Here is an 18250-nt window from a genome sequence, read left to right on the forward strand (position 1 = left end):
CCTCACCCGCAGTAGCGCTCCAGCAACCGGGCCGCCTCGCGGGCTGGATCGCGCGAGACCCCCGCGTGCACGCCCGAGGTCTGCACCACCGTCGAGCGCGGCGCCACCAGCCAGCCGAAGCGCATGGCCAGGGTGTGCAGGTCCTCCACCGGGGGGCCGCCGGGCACGGGCTCGCTGCGGGCCACCCGGTCCATGGTCACCAGGAAGCGCTCCACGGCCGCGAGGTCCAGCCCCGGGGCGAAGGCCCGCAGGCGCCCGGCGTCCAGACGCGTCGCGACGTCGAGCACCCCGGCCGAGCGCGAGTGCACCACGACCCCGATGTTCACGAACTCCTCCCGCTCCACCCGCGGCACGCACCGGATGACCGCGTACTGGTAGTCGTGCAGCACCGGTGCCCCCTCGATGCGGGGAGCCGTCCGCAGCGCGCGACGCCCCCCTCCGGCCAGACCCACCGTGGGGCCCTCGGCGGCCTCGCCCGGCCCGGCGCTCACACCGTCTCCTCGCCGTGGCGCACGATGCGGCGTGCCGCGTGCTGCTCGACCGTCCGGCGGGCCTCGGCGCGCCCGTGCACGGCGTTCGCCCGGGCGGCCGCCAGCACGTCGTCGGTGGGCAGCCAGTGCTCGGCCTGCGCGAGGCGGGCGGTGAGGAAGTCGACGTAGGCCTCGCGGACCGCATCGGTGGTGGGCAGGCCCCCAGTGGTCTCGAGCCACTCGGTGGGCACGGCGGCGACCGCTGCGCGCACCGCATCGCCGATGGTGGGGGCGAGTTCGGTGTGGAGGGAGGCCAGGGTGCCCGGCGCGTCCGGCGCCACGGCGGCCAGCACGTGCGAGGTCGCGTCGAACGGCTGCCGGGCGAAGCGCGCGGGGTCGGGCGCGGCCTGGGCGGCCGTGCCCGGCCAGGCGTGGTGGAAGTACAGTGCGGCGCCGTGGTCGATCAGCCAGGGCTCGCCGTGCCACACCACCAGGTTGGGGTTGCTCCAGGTGCGGTCGATATTCGCGGTGAACGAATCCAGCCACAGCACGCGGGCCGCGGTGGCGGGGTCCGGGGGAGTGCTGCCGTCGTAGCCCATCGCGCCGGGCAGGAAGTCGGTGCCCAGGTTCAGGCCCACCGAGGCGCGCAGCAGGTCCTGCACCTCCTCGTCCGGCTCATAGCGGGCGAGCGACTCGGGCAGCTCCAGGGCCACCATCGCCGGGACGGGCAGTCCCAACTGGCGAGCGAGTTCCCCGACGACCACCTCGGCCACCAGCACCTTCACCCCCTGGCCAGCCGAGCGGAACTTCATGACGTAGGTGCCGAGGTCGTCGGCCTCCACGACGCCGGGCAGCGAGCCCCCCTCGCGCAGCGGGGTCACGTAGCGAACGGCCGTGCCCCGGGGGAGTTGGGCGGCCGGGTCCCAGGCGGTGGTGCTCATGGGGTCACCGTACGTCGCGCCAGGCTTAGGCTGACCCCCATGAGCACGGTCTACAACCTCCTGCTGCCGCCGGCCTACACGCTGTTCTGGGCGCAGGGGCTGCGCATCCGGATCGAGGGCCGGGAGAACATCCCCGCCACCGGAGGAGCGGTCATCGCCATGAACCACATCGGCTACCTCGACTACGTGTTCGCCGGGCTGGCCGTCCGCAGCCGCCGCCGACAGGTGCGCTTCATGGCCAAGAAGGAGCTCTTCGACAAACCCGGGCTGGGCCACGCGCTGCGCTCCATGAAGCACATCCAGGTGGACCGCGATGCCGGCGGTTCCGCCCTGCAGAGCGGCATCGACGCGCTGCGCCGGGGCGAGCTGGTGGGCGTCTTCCCCGAGGCGACCATCTCCCGCAGCTTCGAGCTGAAGGGCTTCAAGACCGGGGCCGTGCGCATGGCGATGGCCGCGGAGGTGCCGGTGATCCCGCTGGTGAACTGGGGTGCGCACGTGCTGGCCACCAAGGGCCTGCCGCGCAACATGGGCCGCACCCGCACCCCCATCATCATGAGCGTCGGGGAGCCCCTGCGGTTCGCCGCGGGCACCGACCCGCTCGAGGCCACCGACGCGCTGCGGGTGCAGATGGACGAGCTGCTGCGCGCCGCCCAGGGCGAGTACGGACCCATGCCCGAGAAGCTCAGCCGCTGGGAGCCGGCCCGCACCGGGGGAACCGCCCCGACGTTGATGGAGGCCGACGCGCTCGACGCGCAGGAGGTGGCCGAGCGTCGCCGTCGCCGGGTGGAGCGGGCCGAGCAGGCCGCGGCGAAGAAGGCGCGCCGGGGCCGCTGAGGGCTCGGGGTGGCGCCGGCCCGGTCTGTTCGACCGGTCAGGCGTTGCTCAGCCCGCCGGGCACCTGCTCACGCAGGGTGTCCAGGGCGCGCTTCAGCCGCCGGCTGACCTGCGCCTGCGAGATCCCCAGGGCACGGGCGATGCTGGCCTGGGTCTCGTCCTCCAGGTAGCGGCGCAGCAGGACGCAGCGATCGCGCGGGTCCAGCGCCTGGATGTGCGGGTGCAGAGAGACCCACTCGTCGACCGCGGGGGACTGGACCGGGTGCACGAGCCGCGCCGTCTCGGTGACCTCGTCGTCCACCGAGGCCACGTAGCGACCGGCGGCGGCCACGCGGGCCTCGCTCACCTCATCGGGGCTGGCGCCCATCGCCCGGGCGATCTCCTGCGCGGTCGGCTCGCGGCCGGTGCTGTGCCGCAGCTCCTCCTCGGTGGAGCGAACGAGGGCCGCGAGCTCCTGGATGCGGCGCGGCGGGCGGACCCACCACGTGCTGTCGCGCAGGAAGCGGCGCAGCTCGCCGAGGATCGTCGGCTGGGCGTAGGAGGAGAGGTTCGCGTCGAAGGCGGGGTCCCACCGCTGCACCGCGAGGACCAGCGCCATGCACGCGACCTGCTCGCAGTCGTCCACCAGGGAGGGGGTGGGCGCGAAGCGGCGACCCAGGCGGCGTGCGAAGGGGATGTGGTCGGCGATCACGTCGACCAACTCCTGTTGCCGGTGCTGCTCCGGCAGCCCGTGGGCGGCCGTGAGCCGGCGCCGGACCAGCGCCTGGTCAGGAACAGCGTGGGATGCCCCGTGCGTACGTGCCGAGAAATCGTCGTGGTCCACAGAGCCTCCTGATACGTCGAGTCGACGTGGCGCTCTGCTGAACCACGAGGAGCAGTATTTCACGACCGTGGAGATGCGTGTCGCGGCACGCCGCACACGCCCGGCCCCGCCCCCACGCACCCGGCGACCTGGGGCCCCGGCACGGGCCCCTACCGTTGTCCCATGCGCTCCACCGCCTCGGTCCTGCATGTGGACCTCGACGCGTTCTTCGCCGCGGTGGAGCAGCGGGACAAGCCCTCCCTGCGCGGCAAGCCGGTGGTGGTGGGCGGCACGGGGCGCCGGGGCGTGGTGTCCACGGCCAGCTACGAGGCGCGCGTCTACGGGGTCCGCTCGGCGATGCCGGGCTGGCAGGCGCGGGCCCAGCTGCCCGGCGGTGCCGCCTTCCTCAGCGGCCGGTTCGCGGCCTACCGCGCCAGCAGCCAGGCCGCCCTGGACACCCTGCGCGCCCTCGCGCCGGTGGTGGAGCAGGTCTCCATCGACGAGGCGTACGCGGACCTCGCCCTGGGGGAATCACCCTGGCCGGTGGAGACCTGGGCCCGGTCCGATGCGGAGGCGGTCGCCGCGCGCCTGCGCGCGGCGATCACCGAGGCAACCGGGGGGCTCACCGCATCGGTGGGGATCGGCAGCTCGAAGATGATGGCGAAGATGGCCTCCGAGGCGGCCAAGCCCGACGGGTACCGGGTGGTCTGGCCCGGCGAGGAGGAGGACTTCCTGGCCGACCTGCCGGTGCGGGCGCTCCCGGGCGTCGGCCCGGCCACGGCCGAGCGGCTGGGGACCTTCGGGGTGCGGACGGTGCAGGACCTGCGGCGGGTGACGGTCACCGACCTGGTCTCGATCCTGGGGGAGGCGTGGGGGCACGGGGTCCACGACCTGGCACGCGGCGTCGACCACCGGCCGATCGTCACCCACCGGGAGGCCAAGAGCGTCTCCGCCGAGGAGACCTTCGCCACCGACCTGACCGACGTGCGCGAGGTGGAGGCCGAGCTGCGCCTGCTCGCCGAGCGGGTTTCCGGGCGGCTGGGCAAGGCGGGGCTGTTCGGGCGGACGGTGTCCGTGAAGCTGCGGCGCCACGACTTCTCCACCCACCTGCGGTCCACGACCCTGCGCCACGGCACGGACGAGGTCGCGGTGATCGCGGCCGCGGCGGTGCGGCTGGTCGGTTCGATCGGGGTGGGGGACGGGGTGCGGCTGCTGGGCGTGGGGGTGTCGGGTTTCGTCGAGCACAGCCAGGAGGAGCTGGCGCTCGAGGTGTTCGAGCCGGCGGGGGTCTCGGCCGAGAGCCACACCTCGGACGAGGTGGAGGACGCACCGGAGGATCTGCTGGACGACCCGGACGCCCACTCGGCGCGGCTGGGGCGCGTGGAGTGGCCCACCGGCGCGGACGTGGTGCACGCCGAGCACGGGCCCGGCTGGGTGTGGGGGAGCGGTCTGGGGCGGGTGACCGTGCGCTTCGAGGGGCCGCGGACCGGGCCGGGGCCCGTGCGCACCTTCCGCGTGGACGACCCGGACCTGGCGCCCGCCGACCCCCCTCAGTGGTGAGCGGGCGCGGCACCCGGGTGGGCACACCCCATCGGGGCCGATGGGGTGAGGTGGGCGCTCAGGCGAAGGCCCAGGAGCGCTTGGAGAGGCCGTACCAGAAGCCGTCGACGGCGTTCTCGCCGCGCGGGGTGGAGGTGGCCGAGGCGGCTCCGAGGGCGACGAAGAGCGGGGCCCAGTGCTCGCTGCGGGGGTGGGCCTCGAGGGCCGCGGGGGCCTTGGTCTCCCAGTCGATGAGGGCGTCGACGTCGCCGGTCGCGACCCGCTCGGCGGCCCACTGGTCGAACTCGCGGGAGGCGGCGGGGGCCGGGGCGTCGGCACTGCCGGAGGGGTTGAACCAGCGCAGGTTGTGGGTGGTGAAGCCGGAGCCGACGAGGAGGGTGCCCTCCTCGCGCAGGGCGGCGAGGCGCTGGCCCATGATGAAGAGCTCGCGCGGGTCGAGGGTGGGCAGGGAGACCTGGAGGACCGGGATGTCGGCGTCGGGGTACATCTCCACCAGGGGCACGTAGGCGCCGTGGTCGAGGCCGCGGGCCTGGTCCTGGTGGACGGGGCCCAGGCCGCTCAGGGACCGGGCGACGGATTGGGCGAGCTCCGGGGCGGGCGGGGCGTCGTAGGTGACCTCGTAGTACCTCTGCGGGAAACCCCAGAAGTCGTAAGTGAGCGGTGCCCCGGTGGTGGAGGAGACGGTGATCGGGTCGTTCTCCCAGTGGGCCGAGACCATGAGGATGTTCTTCGGGCGCTCGATCTGGCCCGACCACGTGGCGAGCTCCTGGGTCCAGGTGGGGTCGTCGGCCAGCGGCGGGGCGCCGTGGGAGAGGTAGAGGACGGGCAGCGTGGTGGTCATGGGAAGAAGTTTAGGTGATTTTGGATGACGTGTCACGTTCACGAGTGGGCGTGGGACCGCGGGGCAGGGGGTGCGCACGGCGGGGCGGGGTGTTCGGCGACGTGGCCGTGCCGTGCTAATCTTCTCTGTCGTTGCTCACCACGGTGGGCATCACCCTCGTCCGGGTGGCGGAATGGCAGACGCGCTAGCTTGAGGTGCTAGTGCCCTTAACGGGCGTGGGGGTTCAAGTCCCCCTCCGGACACCAGGGGTCGTTTGCGTGGAAGCGTGTTTCACGTTTGTACGGAACGCCCAGAGAAGGGCCGGACTGCTCAGGATCGAGCGGTCCGGCCCTTGTCGTTGTCCATGAGGGTCTGAGGTCGGTTCCACGAGCGCGGAGCCGGGCGTGCGAAGGCTCGGTGGAGTCCGCGCAGAGGCGTTGGGCCGCCTTTCGGGCAGGGTGAAGCCAGAGTGGCTCATGCGAGGGAGGTTGTGCGGATGACTCAGGCGTCGGCTTCCACAGGCGGTGCGTTGGGCTCGATAGTCGTCCAGCCACGAGTGGCCTCTCGACGGCGCACGCGCTTGATGGGGGCGGACGCGATGGTGGTCACGCCCACCTGATCACTGAGCCAGGCGATGATCTTGCGCACGTTCGTGGCCGCGATCATCACTGCGAGGCTGAAGAGTTGGGCGATGAAGCCACGGCGGGGACGCAGTTCGGGATCGTCCACCGGAATGAAGCGACCGTCCTTGACCGACTTGTTCACCGACTCGACGCTCTGACGGCCCGTCGTGTAGTGCTCCTGCCACTCTGGTGAGCGGTAGGCGTAGGTCTGCTCGTACTTCGCCCCGACCGAGGGTGGGAAGGTCATCGTCTTCTGCTCGCAGACCTTGGGAGCGGGGTTGAGGAGCATCAGGGGCAGGACCCGGGCCTTGGGGCGGTCGAGCGAACGTGGGTGGGGCTCGCGACGAGGGCAGGAGGCGGTAGAGGAGGCCCTAACAGCGGGACAGGCGAGTCGGGTGTGGCCTTCGGCGTCCGCTCGCTCCTTGGGCTTCAGCGCGTAGCGGTCTCGTTGCGCGATCCGCTCCGCGTAGGTCGTGCCGCTGATGCGCTCGGGGTCGCCCTCCTCGCGGAGGAAGTAGTCGATGGAGGCGTCGATGAGGGGCTGTGGCATCGACGGGCAGTACCAGCGGCCTTCGACCAAGATCGAGCCCCCGTGGCTCGCCTGCTGGCCGAGTTGGGTCGTGCTGCGGTCGTCGATGACCTCCTGAGCGAGGGGCGCGACAGGTTCGCCCGGCGACAGGCACAGCGCGCGAACGGCGGTCCCTCGAAGGCGGAGGCGAGACGCGCGGCCTCGGCTGCTGTGATCAGGGAGTTCAACGCCCGGGACGCAACGTGACGAAGTGGAAGACCGGCCCGGGCCCTGGTCGGCAAGCCTTCAGGCCAGACGACACCAGGACAAATAGCATGACCGAGAGCCCATCTGACGACCGAAAGAGCACTGTGACCAAGCCGGACCCGAACTTCATCTGGGGCATCGCAGACATGCTCCGTGGCCCGTACCGCCCCAAGGAGTACGGCACGGTCATCCTGCCGTTCACCGTGCTGGCCCGCTTCGAGTCGGTGCTGGAGCCCACGAAGGATGCAGTCCTTGCGGCATCGGAGAAGTACGAGAGCGCTCCCGACCTCGTGCGCCACGAGATGCTGAAGCGGGCCTCCGGTCAGGAGTTCTACAACATCTCGCAGTTCACGCTGAGCACGCTTGGTGACCCGGCCAACCAGGCTGCGAACCTCCAGAACCTCATCGAGGGCTACAACGAGGAGGTGCGGCAGGTCTTCGAGCGCTTCGACATGCCGAAGATCATCCGCGACCTGGACGACCGCGACCGTCTGTCTGCCGTCGTCAAGGAGTTCGCCGCACTGGACGTGCACCCGGACCGGGTGAGCAACGCCGAGATGGGTGACGTCTTCGAGGAACTTATCCGGCGCTTCATGGAGGCGTCCAAGGACGTAGCGGGTGACTACTTCACCCCGCGCGAAGTGGTGCGCTTGATGGTGTCTCTGCTCTTCTCACCGGACACGGAGGACCTGTCCGACCCGCACCTGATCCGGCAGGTCTACGACCCGACCTGCGGCACGGGCGGCATGCTCTCCGAGGCCCATGAGTGGATGCGCGAGCACAACGGTCACGCGACCTTGAACCTCTTCGGTCAGGAGTTCAACGCGCTGTCGTACGCCATGGCCAAGGCCGACCTGATCATCAAGAAGCAGGACGCCCAGAACATCTTCTTCGGGGACACCCTCTTGGTTGACGGGCACGAGGGGAAGACCTTCTCCTACTGCATCTCTAACCCGCCGTTCGGGCAGGACTGGAAGGTGCAGGAAAAGGCCGTCAAGGCCGAGCGCGAGCGCGACGGAGACGAGGGGCGCTTCGCTGCTGGCCTGCCCAGCGTCAACGACGGCGCGATGCTCTTCCTCCAGCACCTGGTCTCCAAGATGCGTCCCGCCGCGCAGGGTGGTGGCCGTGGGGCCATCGTCCTCAACGGCTCCGCGCTGTTCACCGGCAGCGCTGGACAGGGGCCGTCAGAGATCAGGCGACACCTGCTGGAGAACGACCTCGTGGACGCCATCATCGGCTTGCCGACCGACCTCTTCTACAACACCGGCATCGCTACCTACATCTGGGTGCTCGACAACAACAAACCGCAGGAGCGGCGCGGCAAGGTCCAGTTGATTGACGGCACCGCGCAGTGGGTCAAGATGCGTAAGTCCATCGGGGCGAAGCGGCGCATGCTCTCCGAGGCCAACATCACGAGCATCGTGGACCTCTACGGTGAGTACGAGGACGCCGATCCGGAGGTCTCCAAAGTCTTCAACACGGAGGACTTCGGCTATCGCACGATCACGGTCGAACAGCCGCTGCGGCAGGTCTACTCGGTGGACGAGGACCGGATCGAGGCTGCGCTCAACCTGACTCCGATCAAGAAGTTGGACAAGGAGACCCGACACCTGCTGCGCGAGGCGCTCGACAGCCTCGACCACGAGCAGGTCTGGACCGAGCGAGGAGAGTTCGACAAGGACCTCGGAACCGCGCTCGGGGCTCACAGGGTTGGCCTGACCCCAGCGAACCGCCGCGCTGTGATCGGAGCATTCGCGGAGTCCTCACCCCAGGGCGAGATCGTCAAGGGGCCGAAGGGCCGCATCGAACCGGACGCATCTCTGCGCGACACGGAGAACGTGCCACTGACCGAGGACGTGGACGCCTACGTGGAGCGTGAGGTGCTGCCCTGGGCTCCCGAGGCTTGGGTGGACGAGTCCAAGACCAAGATTGGCTACGAGATTCCATTCACGCGAGCCTTCTACGTCTACGAGCCCCCGCGCCCTCTGGCGGAGATCGACGCCGACGTCCAGGCTGCTATCGCCCGAGTGCAGGGCCTCTTCGCGGAGGTCCGGTCGTGACACGGTTTGGGGTCTTGGTTGATCGTGTCGATGTGCGTGGGAAAGGTATCGACCTTCCGCTCATGTCCGTTTCTCAGTTCCGAGGAGTAATCCGTCGTTCTGAGATCAGCGACGGGCCGCACCGGGCTGACAGCCTTGATGACTACAAGATCGCGAAACGAGGGGACATCGTGTTCAACAAGATGTCTATCCGAGATGGAGCGATGGGGCTTGCCCGGGAGGATGGGCTGGTCACGTACCACTACGAGGTGATGCGGCCTCGCCCGGCTGTCGAGGCACGCTACGTCGTTTACCTTATGAAGTCGTCCTGGTTTGGCGGCGAGTTGATCAAGCGTGAGCGGGGGATCGGTGCGGGAGGCGCAAAGGGTGTCCGGACGACTGAAGTGCCGTTCCGCGTTCTGAGGACCATCGACTGCTACATCCCGACAGTCGAGGGTCAGAGGGCCATCGCTGACTTCCTCGACCGTGAGACTGCACAGATCGACTCCATGATCGAGGCGCAGAACGTGCTAATGCAAGAACTGCGCGAAAGGCAGCGTGCTGCAATCTCAAACACCATTGACTCAGACGCTTCGCTGCAAAGAGTGCCGCTACGGCGCTTGATCACTGGTATCAGCCAGGGCTGGTCTCCCCAATGCGAAGACACTCCCGTGGACGATCCGTCGACCCAGTGGTCAGTGCTGAAGGTGGGCTGTGTCAATGGCGGAGTCTTTCGTCCTGAGCAGAACAAGATGCTGCCCGGGGATTTGGAGCCTCGTCCAGAACTCGGCCTGCGTGCCGGTGACCTGCTCATGTCGCGTGGCAATACCCGAGAGTGGGTGGGAAGCGCCGCCGTCGTTGATCGGGACTACCCGACCCTCATGTTGAGCGACCTGCTCTACCGGGTCGCGGTCGACCGCTCCTTGGTATCCAGCGAGTACGTCGCCCTCGCTCTAAGTACCCGCAAGGCCCGCGATGAGATCGAGATTGCCGCGAAGGGCGCAAGTCACTCGATGCAGAAAGTTTCTCAGGGCGATATCCGGTCCACGACCATTCCCCTTCGCAGCCTTCAGGCACAAGCAGACGTCGTGAATGAGGCGAGCGCGATAACAGTAAGAGCCGATGCGATGATCTCGGCTGCGCAAGAGGTCATCGACCTGCTTCGTGAGCGCCGCGAGGCACTCATCACCGCCGCAGTCACCGGCAGGATCGACCCCGAGACCGGCACTGAATGCATCGAGGAGGGGGCAGCATGACGGACGTCCACAAGGAACTGGCCATGGAGGACGAAGCAGTCGCCCAGTTGGCTACGCAGGGGTGGGTCTACGAGGAGGGCTCTGCGGCTCGCTACGACAAGCAGCGTGCCCTCTTTCCCGAGGACGTCTTCGCGTGGCTGGAGGCCACCCAGCCGGACGAACTGGCCAAGCACCTGAAGCCGGGCTTGGACCCTGCCGCTCAGGCGAAGGCTCGCAACGGCATCCTGGACGCCCTCGCTGACACGCTGAGCAACGTCGGTGGCGGTGGGGGCACGCTGACTGTCATGCGAAAGGGATTTCGACGCATCTCTTCGCGCTTCCAGATGGTGCAGGCCAAGCCCACTGAGTCCATGAACCCGAAGACGGTCAAGGACTACGAGTCGAACATCCTGCGCGTCGTCCGGCAGGTGCACTACTCGACCACCAACGCGAAGAAGTCCATCGACCTGGTGCTGTTCTGCAATGGCATCCCGGTGACGACCATCGAATTGAAGACCGAGTTCACCCAGTCCGTGACGCGCGGTCAGGTGCAGTACAAGAACGACCGCGACCCGGGCACGGACGGCAAGGACGTCCTGCTGGCGTGGGGCAAGCGCGCGCTCGTGCACTTCGTCGTGACCGACAACGAGGTCTCGATGACCACGAAGTTGGCCGGGAGCAAGACCACCTTCCTGCCCTTCAACCAGGGCAACGGATCAGGCAAGGGCAACCCGCTCAACCCGGACGGTGCACGTACCGAGTACTTCTGGCGGGACGTGCTCGACCCGGATGCCTTCCTGACGATCCTGACCAAGTACCTCGTGGTCCGCACGGATGAGAAGCCGGACCCGGTGACGGGTAAGGCGGAGAAGTCCACGTCGCTGCGGTTCCCGCGCTTCCACCAGTGGGATGCGGTGGAGAGGGTCATCTCGCGGGTGGCGGAGCAGGGGGTGGGTGAGCGGTACCTCATCGAGCACTCGGCTGGCTCGGGCAAGACGGACACCATCGTCTGGACGGCGTTCCGGCTCGCGGCGCTGCACGACCAGTCGAACAAGAAGGTCTTCGACTCGGTGATCGTGGTGACCGACCGCAACGTGCTGGACAAGCAGATGAGCGCAGCCATGCGTCAGTTGGACCCGCACGGCGCGCAGATGGTCCGCATCGACGGGTCCGGGGCGTCGAAGTCCAGTGAACTGGGCGAGGCGCTGCGGCTGAAGACGCCAATCATCGTGGTGACGATCCAGACTGCGCCCTTCGCGTTGAAGTACCTGCGTGAGCAGGCCGACGCATCGGGCGGGCACTTCGCGGTCATCGCGGACGAGGCCCACTCGTCCCAGACCGGGACGGCTGCGGCCAAGTTGAAGGCCGTCCTGAGTCCGCAGGAGCAGTCGGACGTTGAGGACGGCGGGGAGGTCGATGCGCAGACGCTGCTGGCGGCTGAACTACCGCAGCGGGCCGAGACGCCGAACCTGACCTATCTCGCCTTCACGGCGACCCCGAAGTCCAAGACCCTCGAACTGTTCGGCACACCGGACCCGCAGGACACCGGCGAGGACGGCAACCCGAGGCCCAAGCCGTTCCACCGCTACACGATGCGTCAGGCCATCGAGGAGGGCTTCATCCTCGACGTGCTCCAGAACTACACCGAGTACGACGTCGCCTATGAGTTGGGCTTGAAGGTCAAGGACGAGGCCGTCGAGTCCGTCGACAAGGAGGCCGCTCGCAAGGCCGCTCAGCGCTGGGTGATGCTGCACGAGCACAACATCTCCCAGAAGGTCGACATCATCATTCGGCACTTCCGCGAGAACATCGCCGGGATGCTGGGTGGCACCGCCAAGGCGATGATCGTGACCTCCTCGCGCAAGCACGCCCTGCGGTACTACAACGCCATCGAGCGGTACGTGGCCAAGCACGGCTACGACGACGTGCATGCCTTGGTCGCCTTCTCCGGCAAGGTCACCGTCGCCGACGACGACACCGACGTCAGGCCCGACGACCTGCTCGGCGTGGGTGAGTACACCGAGGCGAGCGTCAACACCGGCACGAAGAACAAGGCGCTGGACGACGCCTTCAATGGCCCCGCCTACCAAGTGATGATCGTGGCCAACAAGTTCCAGGTCGGCTTCGACCAGCCGCTGTTGTGCGCGATGTACGTCGACAAGCGACTCGACGGCGTGATGGCCGTCCAGACCCTCTCGCGCCTCAACCGCACCTGGGCGGGCAAGGACCACGTGTACGTCCTCGACTTCGTGAACAAGGGCGAGGACATCCTCGCGGCATTCCAGCCGTACTACGAGGGGGCCGAGTTGGGGGCCGTCACCGACCCCGACCTGCCGAACCGCCTCGCGGTGAAACTGGACGACGTGGGCAGGGACCGCATCTACACGATGGCCGAGATCGAGGCTGCCGCTGTCGCCGCGACCGATCCCAACGGAACGCACAAGGCGCTGACTGCCGCCATCGACCCGGCAACGGAGCGCTTCGGTGATCTGCTGAGGCAGGCCCGGGAGGACAAGGACGACGAGGAGCGAACGCGGCTGGAGGGCTTCCGTTCGGACCTGTCCAACTACGTGAACGCCTACGACTTCCTTTCGCAGATCGTCCCCTACGACCTGGAGATGGAGAGCCGCTCGATCTACTACCGCATGCTCGCCAAGCGTCTGCGGGATGAGAACTCCGGCATCGTCGTGGAGATCGGCCCGGTCGCCCTGGCCAAGTACAAGGTCGAGAGCAAGGGCGCTCGGACGCTCGACCTGACGTCCGGGCAGGCCACTCCGTTGAGCCCGCTGGCTGAGATGGGCACCGCCGAGGCGCGTGAGCGGGAGCAGGCCCATTGGGCGGACATCATCGACGCCATCAACTCCCTCTTCGCGGACAGCGGCCTGAGCCCCGACGACGCGGTGCCCGAGATCGAAGGCATCCTCAGGGACGCGAAAAGAGACCCGGACCTCGTGGCGAAGGCCAAGGCCAACAGCGACGCCGACTTCAACGCTGACAACACGGTCGTGGCCTCGGTGCTGAGCAAGTTCATCGACCGCCGCGAGAAGAGCGAGGAGATCGTCAACGCTCTGCTGAAGGGGCAGAATATGGACACGTTCGCCCAACTGCTCGCCATGCTCGGCTTCCGGGAGTACCTCGCCACCGTCGACTACCACTTCCCGAATGAGAACGTCGCTGTCGAGGTCGAGGCTCAACACTCTCCATCGACTGCCAAGGCCAATGAGGGGGCCAGGGCATGAACGTCCCGTTCGAGATCACATCCGGCCCCGGACAGTCCTACTTGATGCGTAACGTCAGCGACCAGACGGTCGACCTCGTGACCGTGACTGTGGATCACCCAGAGGGTCTGACGCGGGACCTTCCATCCGAAGACACGTTCGGTCCCGGAGCCTCGAAGAAGTTCCTTGTGCTGGCCACGTGGCAGACCGGAAGGCCGGTCGAGGTGCTCGTGTCGTGGGACGTGCACCCCACCCCGTACGCCCTTCCCCTGCCTCCGAAGAACTGAACTCGTGCCGGACTGGATAGCCGCTGGAGCCGGTCTTGGGGGTGCGGTTGTTGCTCTGATCGCGTTCATCTGGGGACGGGTGGACATCTACAAGGAGCGTGCAGCGCGGCAGGAGTCCGACGCGCGCTCGCAGGCCATGGCGAACAGCATGGACCGTATGACCAGGGCGGTGGAGACTATGGCCGATACTGCCTCCACGCCCGCGCAGGTCGAGGCCGCGTCCGCTCAGGCGCGCAATTCCATCCGGTGGAGGATCAGGCAGGTGGACCGAACTTCGAACCGCGTCGTCTATGAGTTGGTCAACGCCGGAGATGGCATTGCGACGGGCGTGAGCGCGTCCGCCCCCGAGGGCTACAACGCGGCGAACATGCTGCACAAACTCCCTGTGGACGCGACGGTGCATCCCCACGAGGGTGTCCGGTTCTACCTCACCATGAGGATGTCGGTCGTGCCCATGGCCAGCATGCAGGTGCGCTGGGACGGGGGCGATGAGATGGTCCCAGTCACCGACCTCTGAGGCCGGACCGGGCGAAACTACAGCCGTGTCATTGGCACCAACTAGACTTGCCCGCAAGAGCACCGAAGCCCCGGACTCTCCGGGGTGGGAGCATCCAGGGCTTGGCGTCTAGTTGGGCGAACTAGGACTCCGACTCTAGTCGCTTCCGTGGCAGTGCTCCCAAATGGGCCTCGGCCCAGAACGGAGGCGAGCCAGATGGCACGCACCGCGAGTAGGAGCGCCCGCACCGGACGCTTCGTGAGCGCTTCGACGGCACGTCGGAGCCCCCGGACCACCTCAACCGAGCGCATCGGTCGGGGCACGTCCAACAAGACGACCGTCAACCGATCCACGATCACCGGACGGTTCGTCAAGGAGTCCACGGCCCAGCGTCACCCGGGCACGACGATCAGTCAGCAGGTCTGATCATGGGCTCAGGCTTCAAGCTGTCTGGCAACTTCGAGCGCGATCTCAACCGGATGGTTCAAGGCACCGTGAAGGACATCGCCTCTGACTACCAGAAGATGTTCGACTCCCTGCTGCGCAGGTACGAGGGACGGCCCGTCTCCGAGATCAAGCCCGTGCTCCGGCGCGAGTGGTCCCGCATTGGCGGCTCGATCTCCGATCCGGAGTTGACCGACTACGCGACGCTCATCAGTGAGGGCACTCGCATCCAGATGAAGGTCAAGTAGGAGGTCGGGTCGGGGCGCGGCGGCGAGGGGAAGCGCCCGGTGCGCCCCGACTGCTCTCGGCACGGACAGGGCTGTCGGTGCTCGGTGATAAGCATGACCTCGACATCGACAGAGAGGACCTGACATGGCCAACAAGACCGTCTTCATCGCCTTCGCCAAGGAGGACGAGAGGACTCGTGACCTCTTCGTCGGACAGCGAAAGTTGGGCAACACGCCTTACGACTGGACCGACATGAGCGTCAAGAACCCCTACGACACGGAGTGGAAGGAGCGGGTCCGGACACGCATCCGCCGCTCCGATGGGGTCATCGCCCTCATCAGCAGCAGCACCCCAAACGCAGCCGGGCAGTTGTGGGAGATCAAGTGCGCTCGTGAGGAGGACAAGCCGCTCCTCGGCATCTGGATCGAGGACGGCTACCGGACCAAGCCCGTGCAGATGGGGACGGCTCCATGCAAGACCTGGACCTGGCAGAACGTCGGGGACTTCATCGACGGGCTCTGACGTGCTGCGACGCGCACTCGTGGTCGGCATCGACCACTATCCGGCCTTCGGCAACCTCGGGGGCTGTGTGAATGATGCCGTGGCCCTCACGCCGGTCTTGGCGCGCAACGAGGACGACACCCCCAACTTCGAGGTGAAGACCCTCACCGCCGCAGTCGGGACCGGCCACGTCAGCCGCGACGATCTGCTGGAGGCGTTGGACCGCCTGTTCGCCCCCGGCGTCCACATGTCGCTCCTCTACTTCGCTGGACACGGCGCACAGGTCGCGGATGGGGCCGACGTCACTCTCGTGACCTCTGACGGCACTCAGCAAACACCTGGCGTCAGGTTCAGCGAGGTCATGGAGAGGATCAACGCCTGCGACCAAGAGGTCGCGGTGATCCTTGACTGCTGCTTCTCGGGTGGGGCGGGTGGTGTCCCTGCCGCCATGACCGCCGGTTCAGTCCTGCGGCAAGGGGTCTCGATGCTCACGGCAAGCCGAGCAGATCAGACGTCTGCGGAGACCCCTGACGGGCGCGGGCAGTTCTCCGCCTACCTGGAGGGTGCGCTCGAAGGTGGAGCAGCCGACGTCTTGGGCCACCTGACGTTGGCGGGTCTCTACTCCTATCTGTCCGAGGCGTTTGGGACCTGGGACCAACGCCCCATGTTCAAGGCGAATGTCGACCACCTGCAAGATATCCGTCGTTGCGACCCTGCCGTACCACTTTCGACACTGCGAAGGCTTCCCAAGTGGTTCCCGACGCCGGACCACGTGTTCCCCCTCGATCCCTCATACGAGCCGGACAAGCGCGACTCAGGCTTGGAGCCCCATCCTGAGCACGAGGCAGTGTTCAAGCAACTCCAGAAGTGCGCGTCCGCGAAGTTGATGGAGCCGGTGGGGGCTGACCACATGTTCTTCGCCGCGATGCAGAGCGAGGGTTGTCGGCTCACACCCCTCGGAAGGCACTATCGCCACATGGCCTCCGAGGACCGACTATGACGATCTACGCAGTCTCGGGCCACCAAGAGGCACCGCAGTCGGTCTGGAGTCTGCTGGCGGCCCGGCTGCCAGCCATCCTTGGTGGCCCACCGTTCGTAGGGGCATCCAGTCTGGCTGCCGGGGCTGATCAGAAGTTTGCCGAGGAGGTCTTGGGCCTAGGCGGACGACTGCACGTCATCCTGCCCTGCTCGAACTATGAGTCATCGTTCGAGCAGGAGACTGACCTCCTTCAGTTCAGAGCGCTCCTGTCGAGGGCTTCCGAGGTCGAGACGTTGGACTTCGCGGAGCCGACTGAAGATGCCTACCTGGCTGCCGGGAAGCGCGTTGTCGACCTCTGCGACGTCCTCGTGGCCGTCTGGGACGGCCTCCCCGCACAAGGGAAGGGCGGGACGGCTGATGCAGTCGCCTACGCGCATTCGCTCAGCAAGCCGGTCACCGTGATCTGGCCTCCAGGGGTCCGCCGATAGTCGGGGTTGGTGAGGCTACGAACCGCCGACCCACGCCTCCTCCAGGAGCACCGAGGCCACGACGTACTCCACCCTGTCCCGGTCGAGCGTGGGGGAGACGCGGACGAGATGCTCGGCGGCCACCTCCGCGACTGCGAACGCTCTCGTAATCACGGCCTGTTGAGACGGGTCGACGGGGATGCTGGCGGGGCTGGACGGCTCTCTCATGCGCCTGGACTGTAGCCAGGCCCTGCGACACGGCAACCCGGTCTCCCGGACCACGCTGGGAACAGCGGAGAGTTAGCCCGGGATCAGGTCACAGGGGGAGCCGAGTTTCGTTGCTGCACCGCAGGCCAGGGGCGGAATCTGGAGCCGTACAAACGACCCACCAGTTCCCACGGGAATCAAAGGCCCCGACCAGTGTGGTCGGGGCCTTTGTCGTGCCCGGGGAAGGCGCCCCCAGCAGGGACCTGCCGGCCGCCGCGGCGCGTGAGGTCCGGCGATCCGCACGGGGAGTCGTGACGTCACGACTCCCCGTGCGCGCAACCACCGCGGATCGTAGGGTCGTGCCATGTCCCACCCCCATCCCCCCGCAGGACATGCCGTCACCGAGCCAATTCCACCCCACGCACCCGAGTTGGTGGAGCTGTTGGGGGAGGACGGGCAGGTCATCGGCAACCAGCCGAAGGCGACCGTTCACACGACCGACACGCCCCTGCATCGAGCCTTCTCGGTCCACCTCGTGGCGCCCGACGGACGCGTCATGCTCACGCGTCGCGCACTGGGCAAGGTGACCTGGCCGGGAGACTGGACGAACGCCTGCTGCGGACACCCGGCGCCGGGGGAGTCCGACGTGGAGGCGATCCACCGCCGGACGGCCACCGAGCTGAACATCCCTGCCGATGCGGTCGGCGCGCCCCGTGCTGCGATCCCGGGGTTCCGCTACCGCGCGGTGGATGCCAGCGGGATCGTGGAGAACGAGGTCTGCCCGGTCTACGTGGCCGACCTGCTGGTGGGGCCCGCCGACCTCCCGGCACCCAATCCCGAAGAGGTCATGGACGTGGCCTGGGCCGAGTGGCCCCACCTCCGAGAGGCCCTGACGACGGTCCCGTTCGCCTTCAGCCCGTGGTTGGTTCGGCACGTGGAGACGCCCGTCCTCGACGAGCTGCTGGTGCGCTGACCCGCAGGGGCCGGGGTCAGGGGTTGCGGTCGTCGTGGCGGGAGGCGGTGTGGGTCTGGCCCAGCTGCTCCACGAGCCCGGCCATCAACGCCGTCTGTCGCGCCAGTCCACTGACGGTGATGTGCTCGTGCCGTGCATGCGGCCCGGCCCCGATCCCGCCGAGACCGTCGATCACCGGGAGCCCCAGCGCCGCGATGAAGTTGCCGTCGCTCGCCCCGCCCACGGCCTGGGAGGTCACCTCCTCGCCGAGGTGCCGCCCCGCGGCCACACCTCTCGAGTTCTCGGCGACCGGGCGGTGCCCCGAATCGCCGTGCGGCCCAAGACGTTACCGGACGCCAAGCACTACTCGGG

Annotated in this window: 19 protein-coding genes and 1 tRNA gene; 13 read left to right on the forward strand and 7 right to left on the reverse strand. The window is 67.8% G+C overall.

Annotated features, from left to right (window positions below; translation table 11 throughout):
• Window positions 1-2 precede the first annotated feature (2 nt).
• The gene (locus KSED_RS06635) at window positions 3-491 is read right to left on the reverse strand and encodes a DUF3037 domain-containing protein (protein WP_015779333.1); all 489 of its coding nucleotides are present in this window, start codon (window positions 489-491) and stop codon (window positions 3-5) included.
• Entirely contained in the window at window positions 488-1411 is a 924-nt protein-coding gene (locus tag KSED_RS06640) for a HipA family kinase (RefSeq protein WP_015779334.1), read from the reverse strand. The genes KSED_RS06635 and KSED_RS06640 overlap by 4 nt, the downstream gene beginning before the upstream one ends.
• A 39-nt stretch (window positions 1412-1450) precedes the next feature.
• Here KSED_RS06640 and KSED_RS06645 point away from each other — a divergent pair, with 39 nt between their 5' ends.
• On the forward strand, window positions 1451-2245 hold the full coding sequence (locus tag KSED_RS06645; protein WP_015779335.1) for a lysophospholipid acyltransferase family protein: 795 nt from the start codon (window positions 1451-1453) through the stop codon (window positions 2243-2245).
• Window positions 2246-2282: 37 nt separating this feature from the next.
• Here KSED_RS06645 and KSED_RS06650 read toward each other — a convergent pair whose 3' ends face one another.
• On the reverse strand, window positions 2283-3068 hold the full coding sequence (locus KSED_RS06650; RefSeq protein WP_015779336.1) for a sigma-70 family RNA polymerase sigma factor: 786 nt from the start codon (window positions 3066-3068) through the stop codon (window positions 2283-2285).
• Between the two features lie 162 nt (window positions 3069-3230).
• Here KSED_RS06650 and KSED_RS06655 point away from each other — a divergent pair, with 162 nt between their 5' ends.
• The gene (locus KSED_RS06655; RefSeq protein WP_015779337.1) at window positions 3231-4607 is read left to right on the forward strand and encodes a DNA polymerase IV; all 1377 of its coding nucleotides are present in this window, start codon (window positions 3231-3233) and stop codon (window positions 4605-4607) included.
• Between the two features lie 58 nt (window positions 4608-4665).
• Here the strand turns inward: KSED_RS06655 and KSED_RS06660 are convergent, their stop codons facing one another.
• On the reverse strand, window positions 4666-5448 hold the full coding sequence (locus tag KSED_RS06660; protein WP_015779338.1) for a dioxygenase family protein: 783 nt from the start codon (window positions 5446-5448) through the stop codon (window positions 4666-4668).
• A gap of 158 nt (window positions 5449-5606) precedes the next feature.
• Between KSED_RS06660 and KSED_RS06665 the strand changes: the two genes are divergently transcribed.
• Window positions 5607-5693: transfer RNA gene (locus tag KSED_RS06665), tRNA-Leu, on the forward strand.
• A gap of 235 nt (window positions 5694-5928) precedes the next feature.
• On the opposite strand, the gene KSED_RS06670 is transcribed toward KSED_RS06665, so the two are convergent.
• Complete coding sequence (locus KSED_RS06670) at window positions 5929-6600, reverse strand: hypothetical protein (protein WP_015779339.1); 672 nt, start codon at window positions 6598-6600, stop codon at window positions 5929-5931.
• Between the two features lie 293 nt (window positions 6601-6893).
• Here KSED_RS06670 and KSED_RS06680 point away from each other — a divergent pair, with 293 nt between their 5' ends.
• The 9 genes from KSED_RS06680 (at window position 6894) to KSED_RS06720 (ending at window position 16740) form a co-directional block, all read left to right on the forward strand.
• The gene (locus KSED_RS06680; RefSeq protein WP_015779340.1) at window positions 6894-8885 is read left to right on the forward strand and encodes a type I restriction-modification system subunit M; all 1992 of its coding nucleotides are present in this window, start codon (window positions 6894-6896) and stop codon (window positions 8883-8885) included.
• Window positions 8886-8899: 14 nt separating this feature from the next.
• The gene (locus KSED_RS13620) at window positions 8900-10120 is read left to right on the forward strand and encodes a restriction endonuclease subunit S (RefSeq protein WP_143827358.1); all 1221 of its coding nucleotides are present in this window, start codon (window positions 8900-8902) and stop codon (window positions 10118-10120) included.
• A complete protein-coding gene (locus KSED_RS06690; protein WP_015779342.1) occupies window positions 10117-13338 on the forward strand; it encodes a type I restriction endonuclease subunit R in 3222 nt (1073 codons plus the stop codon). The genes KSED_RS13620 and KSED_RS06690 overlap by 4 nt, the downstream gene beginning before the upstream one ends.
• On the forward strand, window positions 13335-13604 hold the full coding sequence (locus tag KSED_RS06695) for a hypothetical protein (RefSeq protein WP_015779343.1): 270 nt from the start codon (window positions 13335-13337) through the stop codon (window positions 13602-13604). Before KSED_RS06690 ends, KSED_RS06695 begins: the two co-directional genes overlap by 4 nt.
• A gap of 79 nt (window positions 13605-13683) precedes the next feature.
• On the forward strand, window positions 13684-14121 hold the full coding sequence (locus KSED_RS06700; protein ID WP_015779344.1) for a hypothetical protein: 438 nt from the start codon (window positions 13684-13686) through the stop codon (window positions 14119-14121).
• 407 nt (window positions 14122-14528) lie between these two features.
• Window positions 14529-14792 (forward strand): hypothetical protein, encoded by a 264-nt coding sequence (locus KSED_RS06705; RefSeq protein WP_015779346.1) that lies wholly within the window; start codon window positions 14529-14531, stop codon window positions 14790-14792.
• Between the two features lie 124 nt (window positions 14793-14916).
• Window positions 14917-15294 carry a TIR domain-containing protein gene (locus KSED_RS06710; RefSeq protein WP_015779347.1) on the forward strand — a complete coding sequence of 126 codons (378 nt, stop codon included), beginning with the start codon at window positions 14917-14919 and terminating at the stop codon, window positions 15292-15294.
• A gap of 19 nt (window positions 15295-15313) precedes the next feature.
• Window positions 15314-16273 carry a caspase family protein gene (locus KSED_RS06715; RefSeq protein ID WP_237699504.1) on the forward strand — a complete coding sequence of 320 codons (960 nt, stop codon included), beginning with the start codon at window positions 15314-15316 and terminating at the stop codon, window positions 16271-16273.
• Window positions 16270-16740 (forward strand): hypothetical protein, encoded by a 471-nt coding sequence (locus tag KSED_RS06720; RefSeq protein WP_015779349.1) that lies wholly within the window; start codon window positions 16270-16272, stop codon window positions 16738-16740. Before KSED_RS06715 ends, KSED_RS06720 begins: the two co-directional genes overlap by 4 nt.
• A 15-nt stretch (window positions 16741-16755) precedes the next feature.
• Here the strand turns inward: KSED_RS06720 and KSED_RS06725 are convergent, their stop codons facing one another.
• The gene (locus tag KSED_RS06725) at window positions 16756-16947 is read right to left on the reverse strand and encodes a hypothetical protein (RefSeq protein WP_015779350.1); all 192 of its coding nucleotides are present in this window, start codon (window positions 16945-16947) and stop codon (window positions 16756-16758) included.
• Window positions 16948-17290: 343 nt separating this feature from the next.
• On the opposite strand from KSED_RS06725, the gene idi reads away from it, so the two are divergent.
• A complete protein-coding gene (idi, locus tag KSED_RS06730; RefSeq protein WP_081439779.1) occupies window positions 17291-17899 on the forward strand; it encodes an isopentenyl-diphosphate Delta-isomerase in 609 nt (202 codons plus the stop codon).
• A gap of 16 nt (window positions 17900-17915) precedes the next feature.
• Here the strand turns inward: idi and KSED_RS06735 are convergent, their stop codons facing one another.
• On the reverse strand, window positions 17916-18167 hold the full coding sequence (locus KSED_RS06735; protein WP_041290885.1) for a M20/M25/M40 family metallo-hydrolase: 252 nt from the start codon (window positions 18165-18167) through the stop codon (window positions 17916-17918).
• Window positions 18168-18250 lie beyond the last annotated feature (83 nt).

Source organism: Kytococcus sedentarius DSM 20547 (genome assembly GCF_000023925.1).
Lineage (GTDB): Bacteria > Actinomycetota > Actinomycetes > Actinomycetales > Dermatophilaceae > Kytococcus > Kytococcus sedentarius.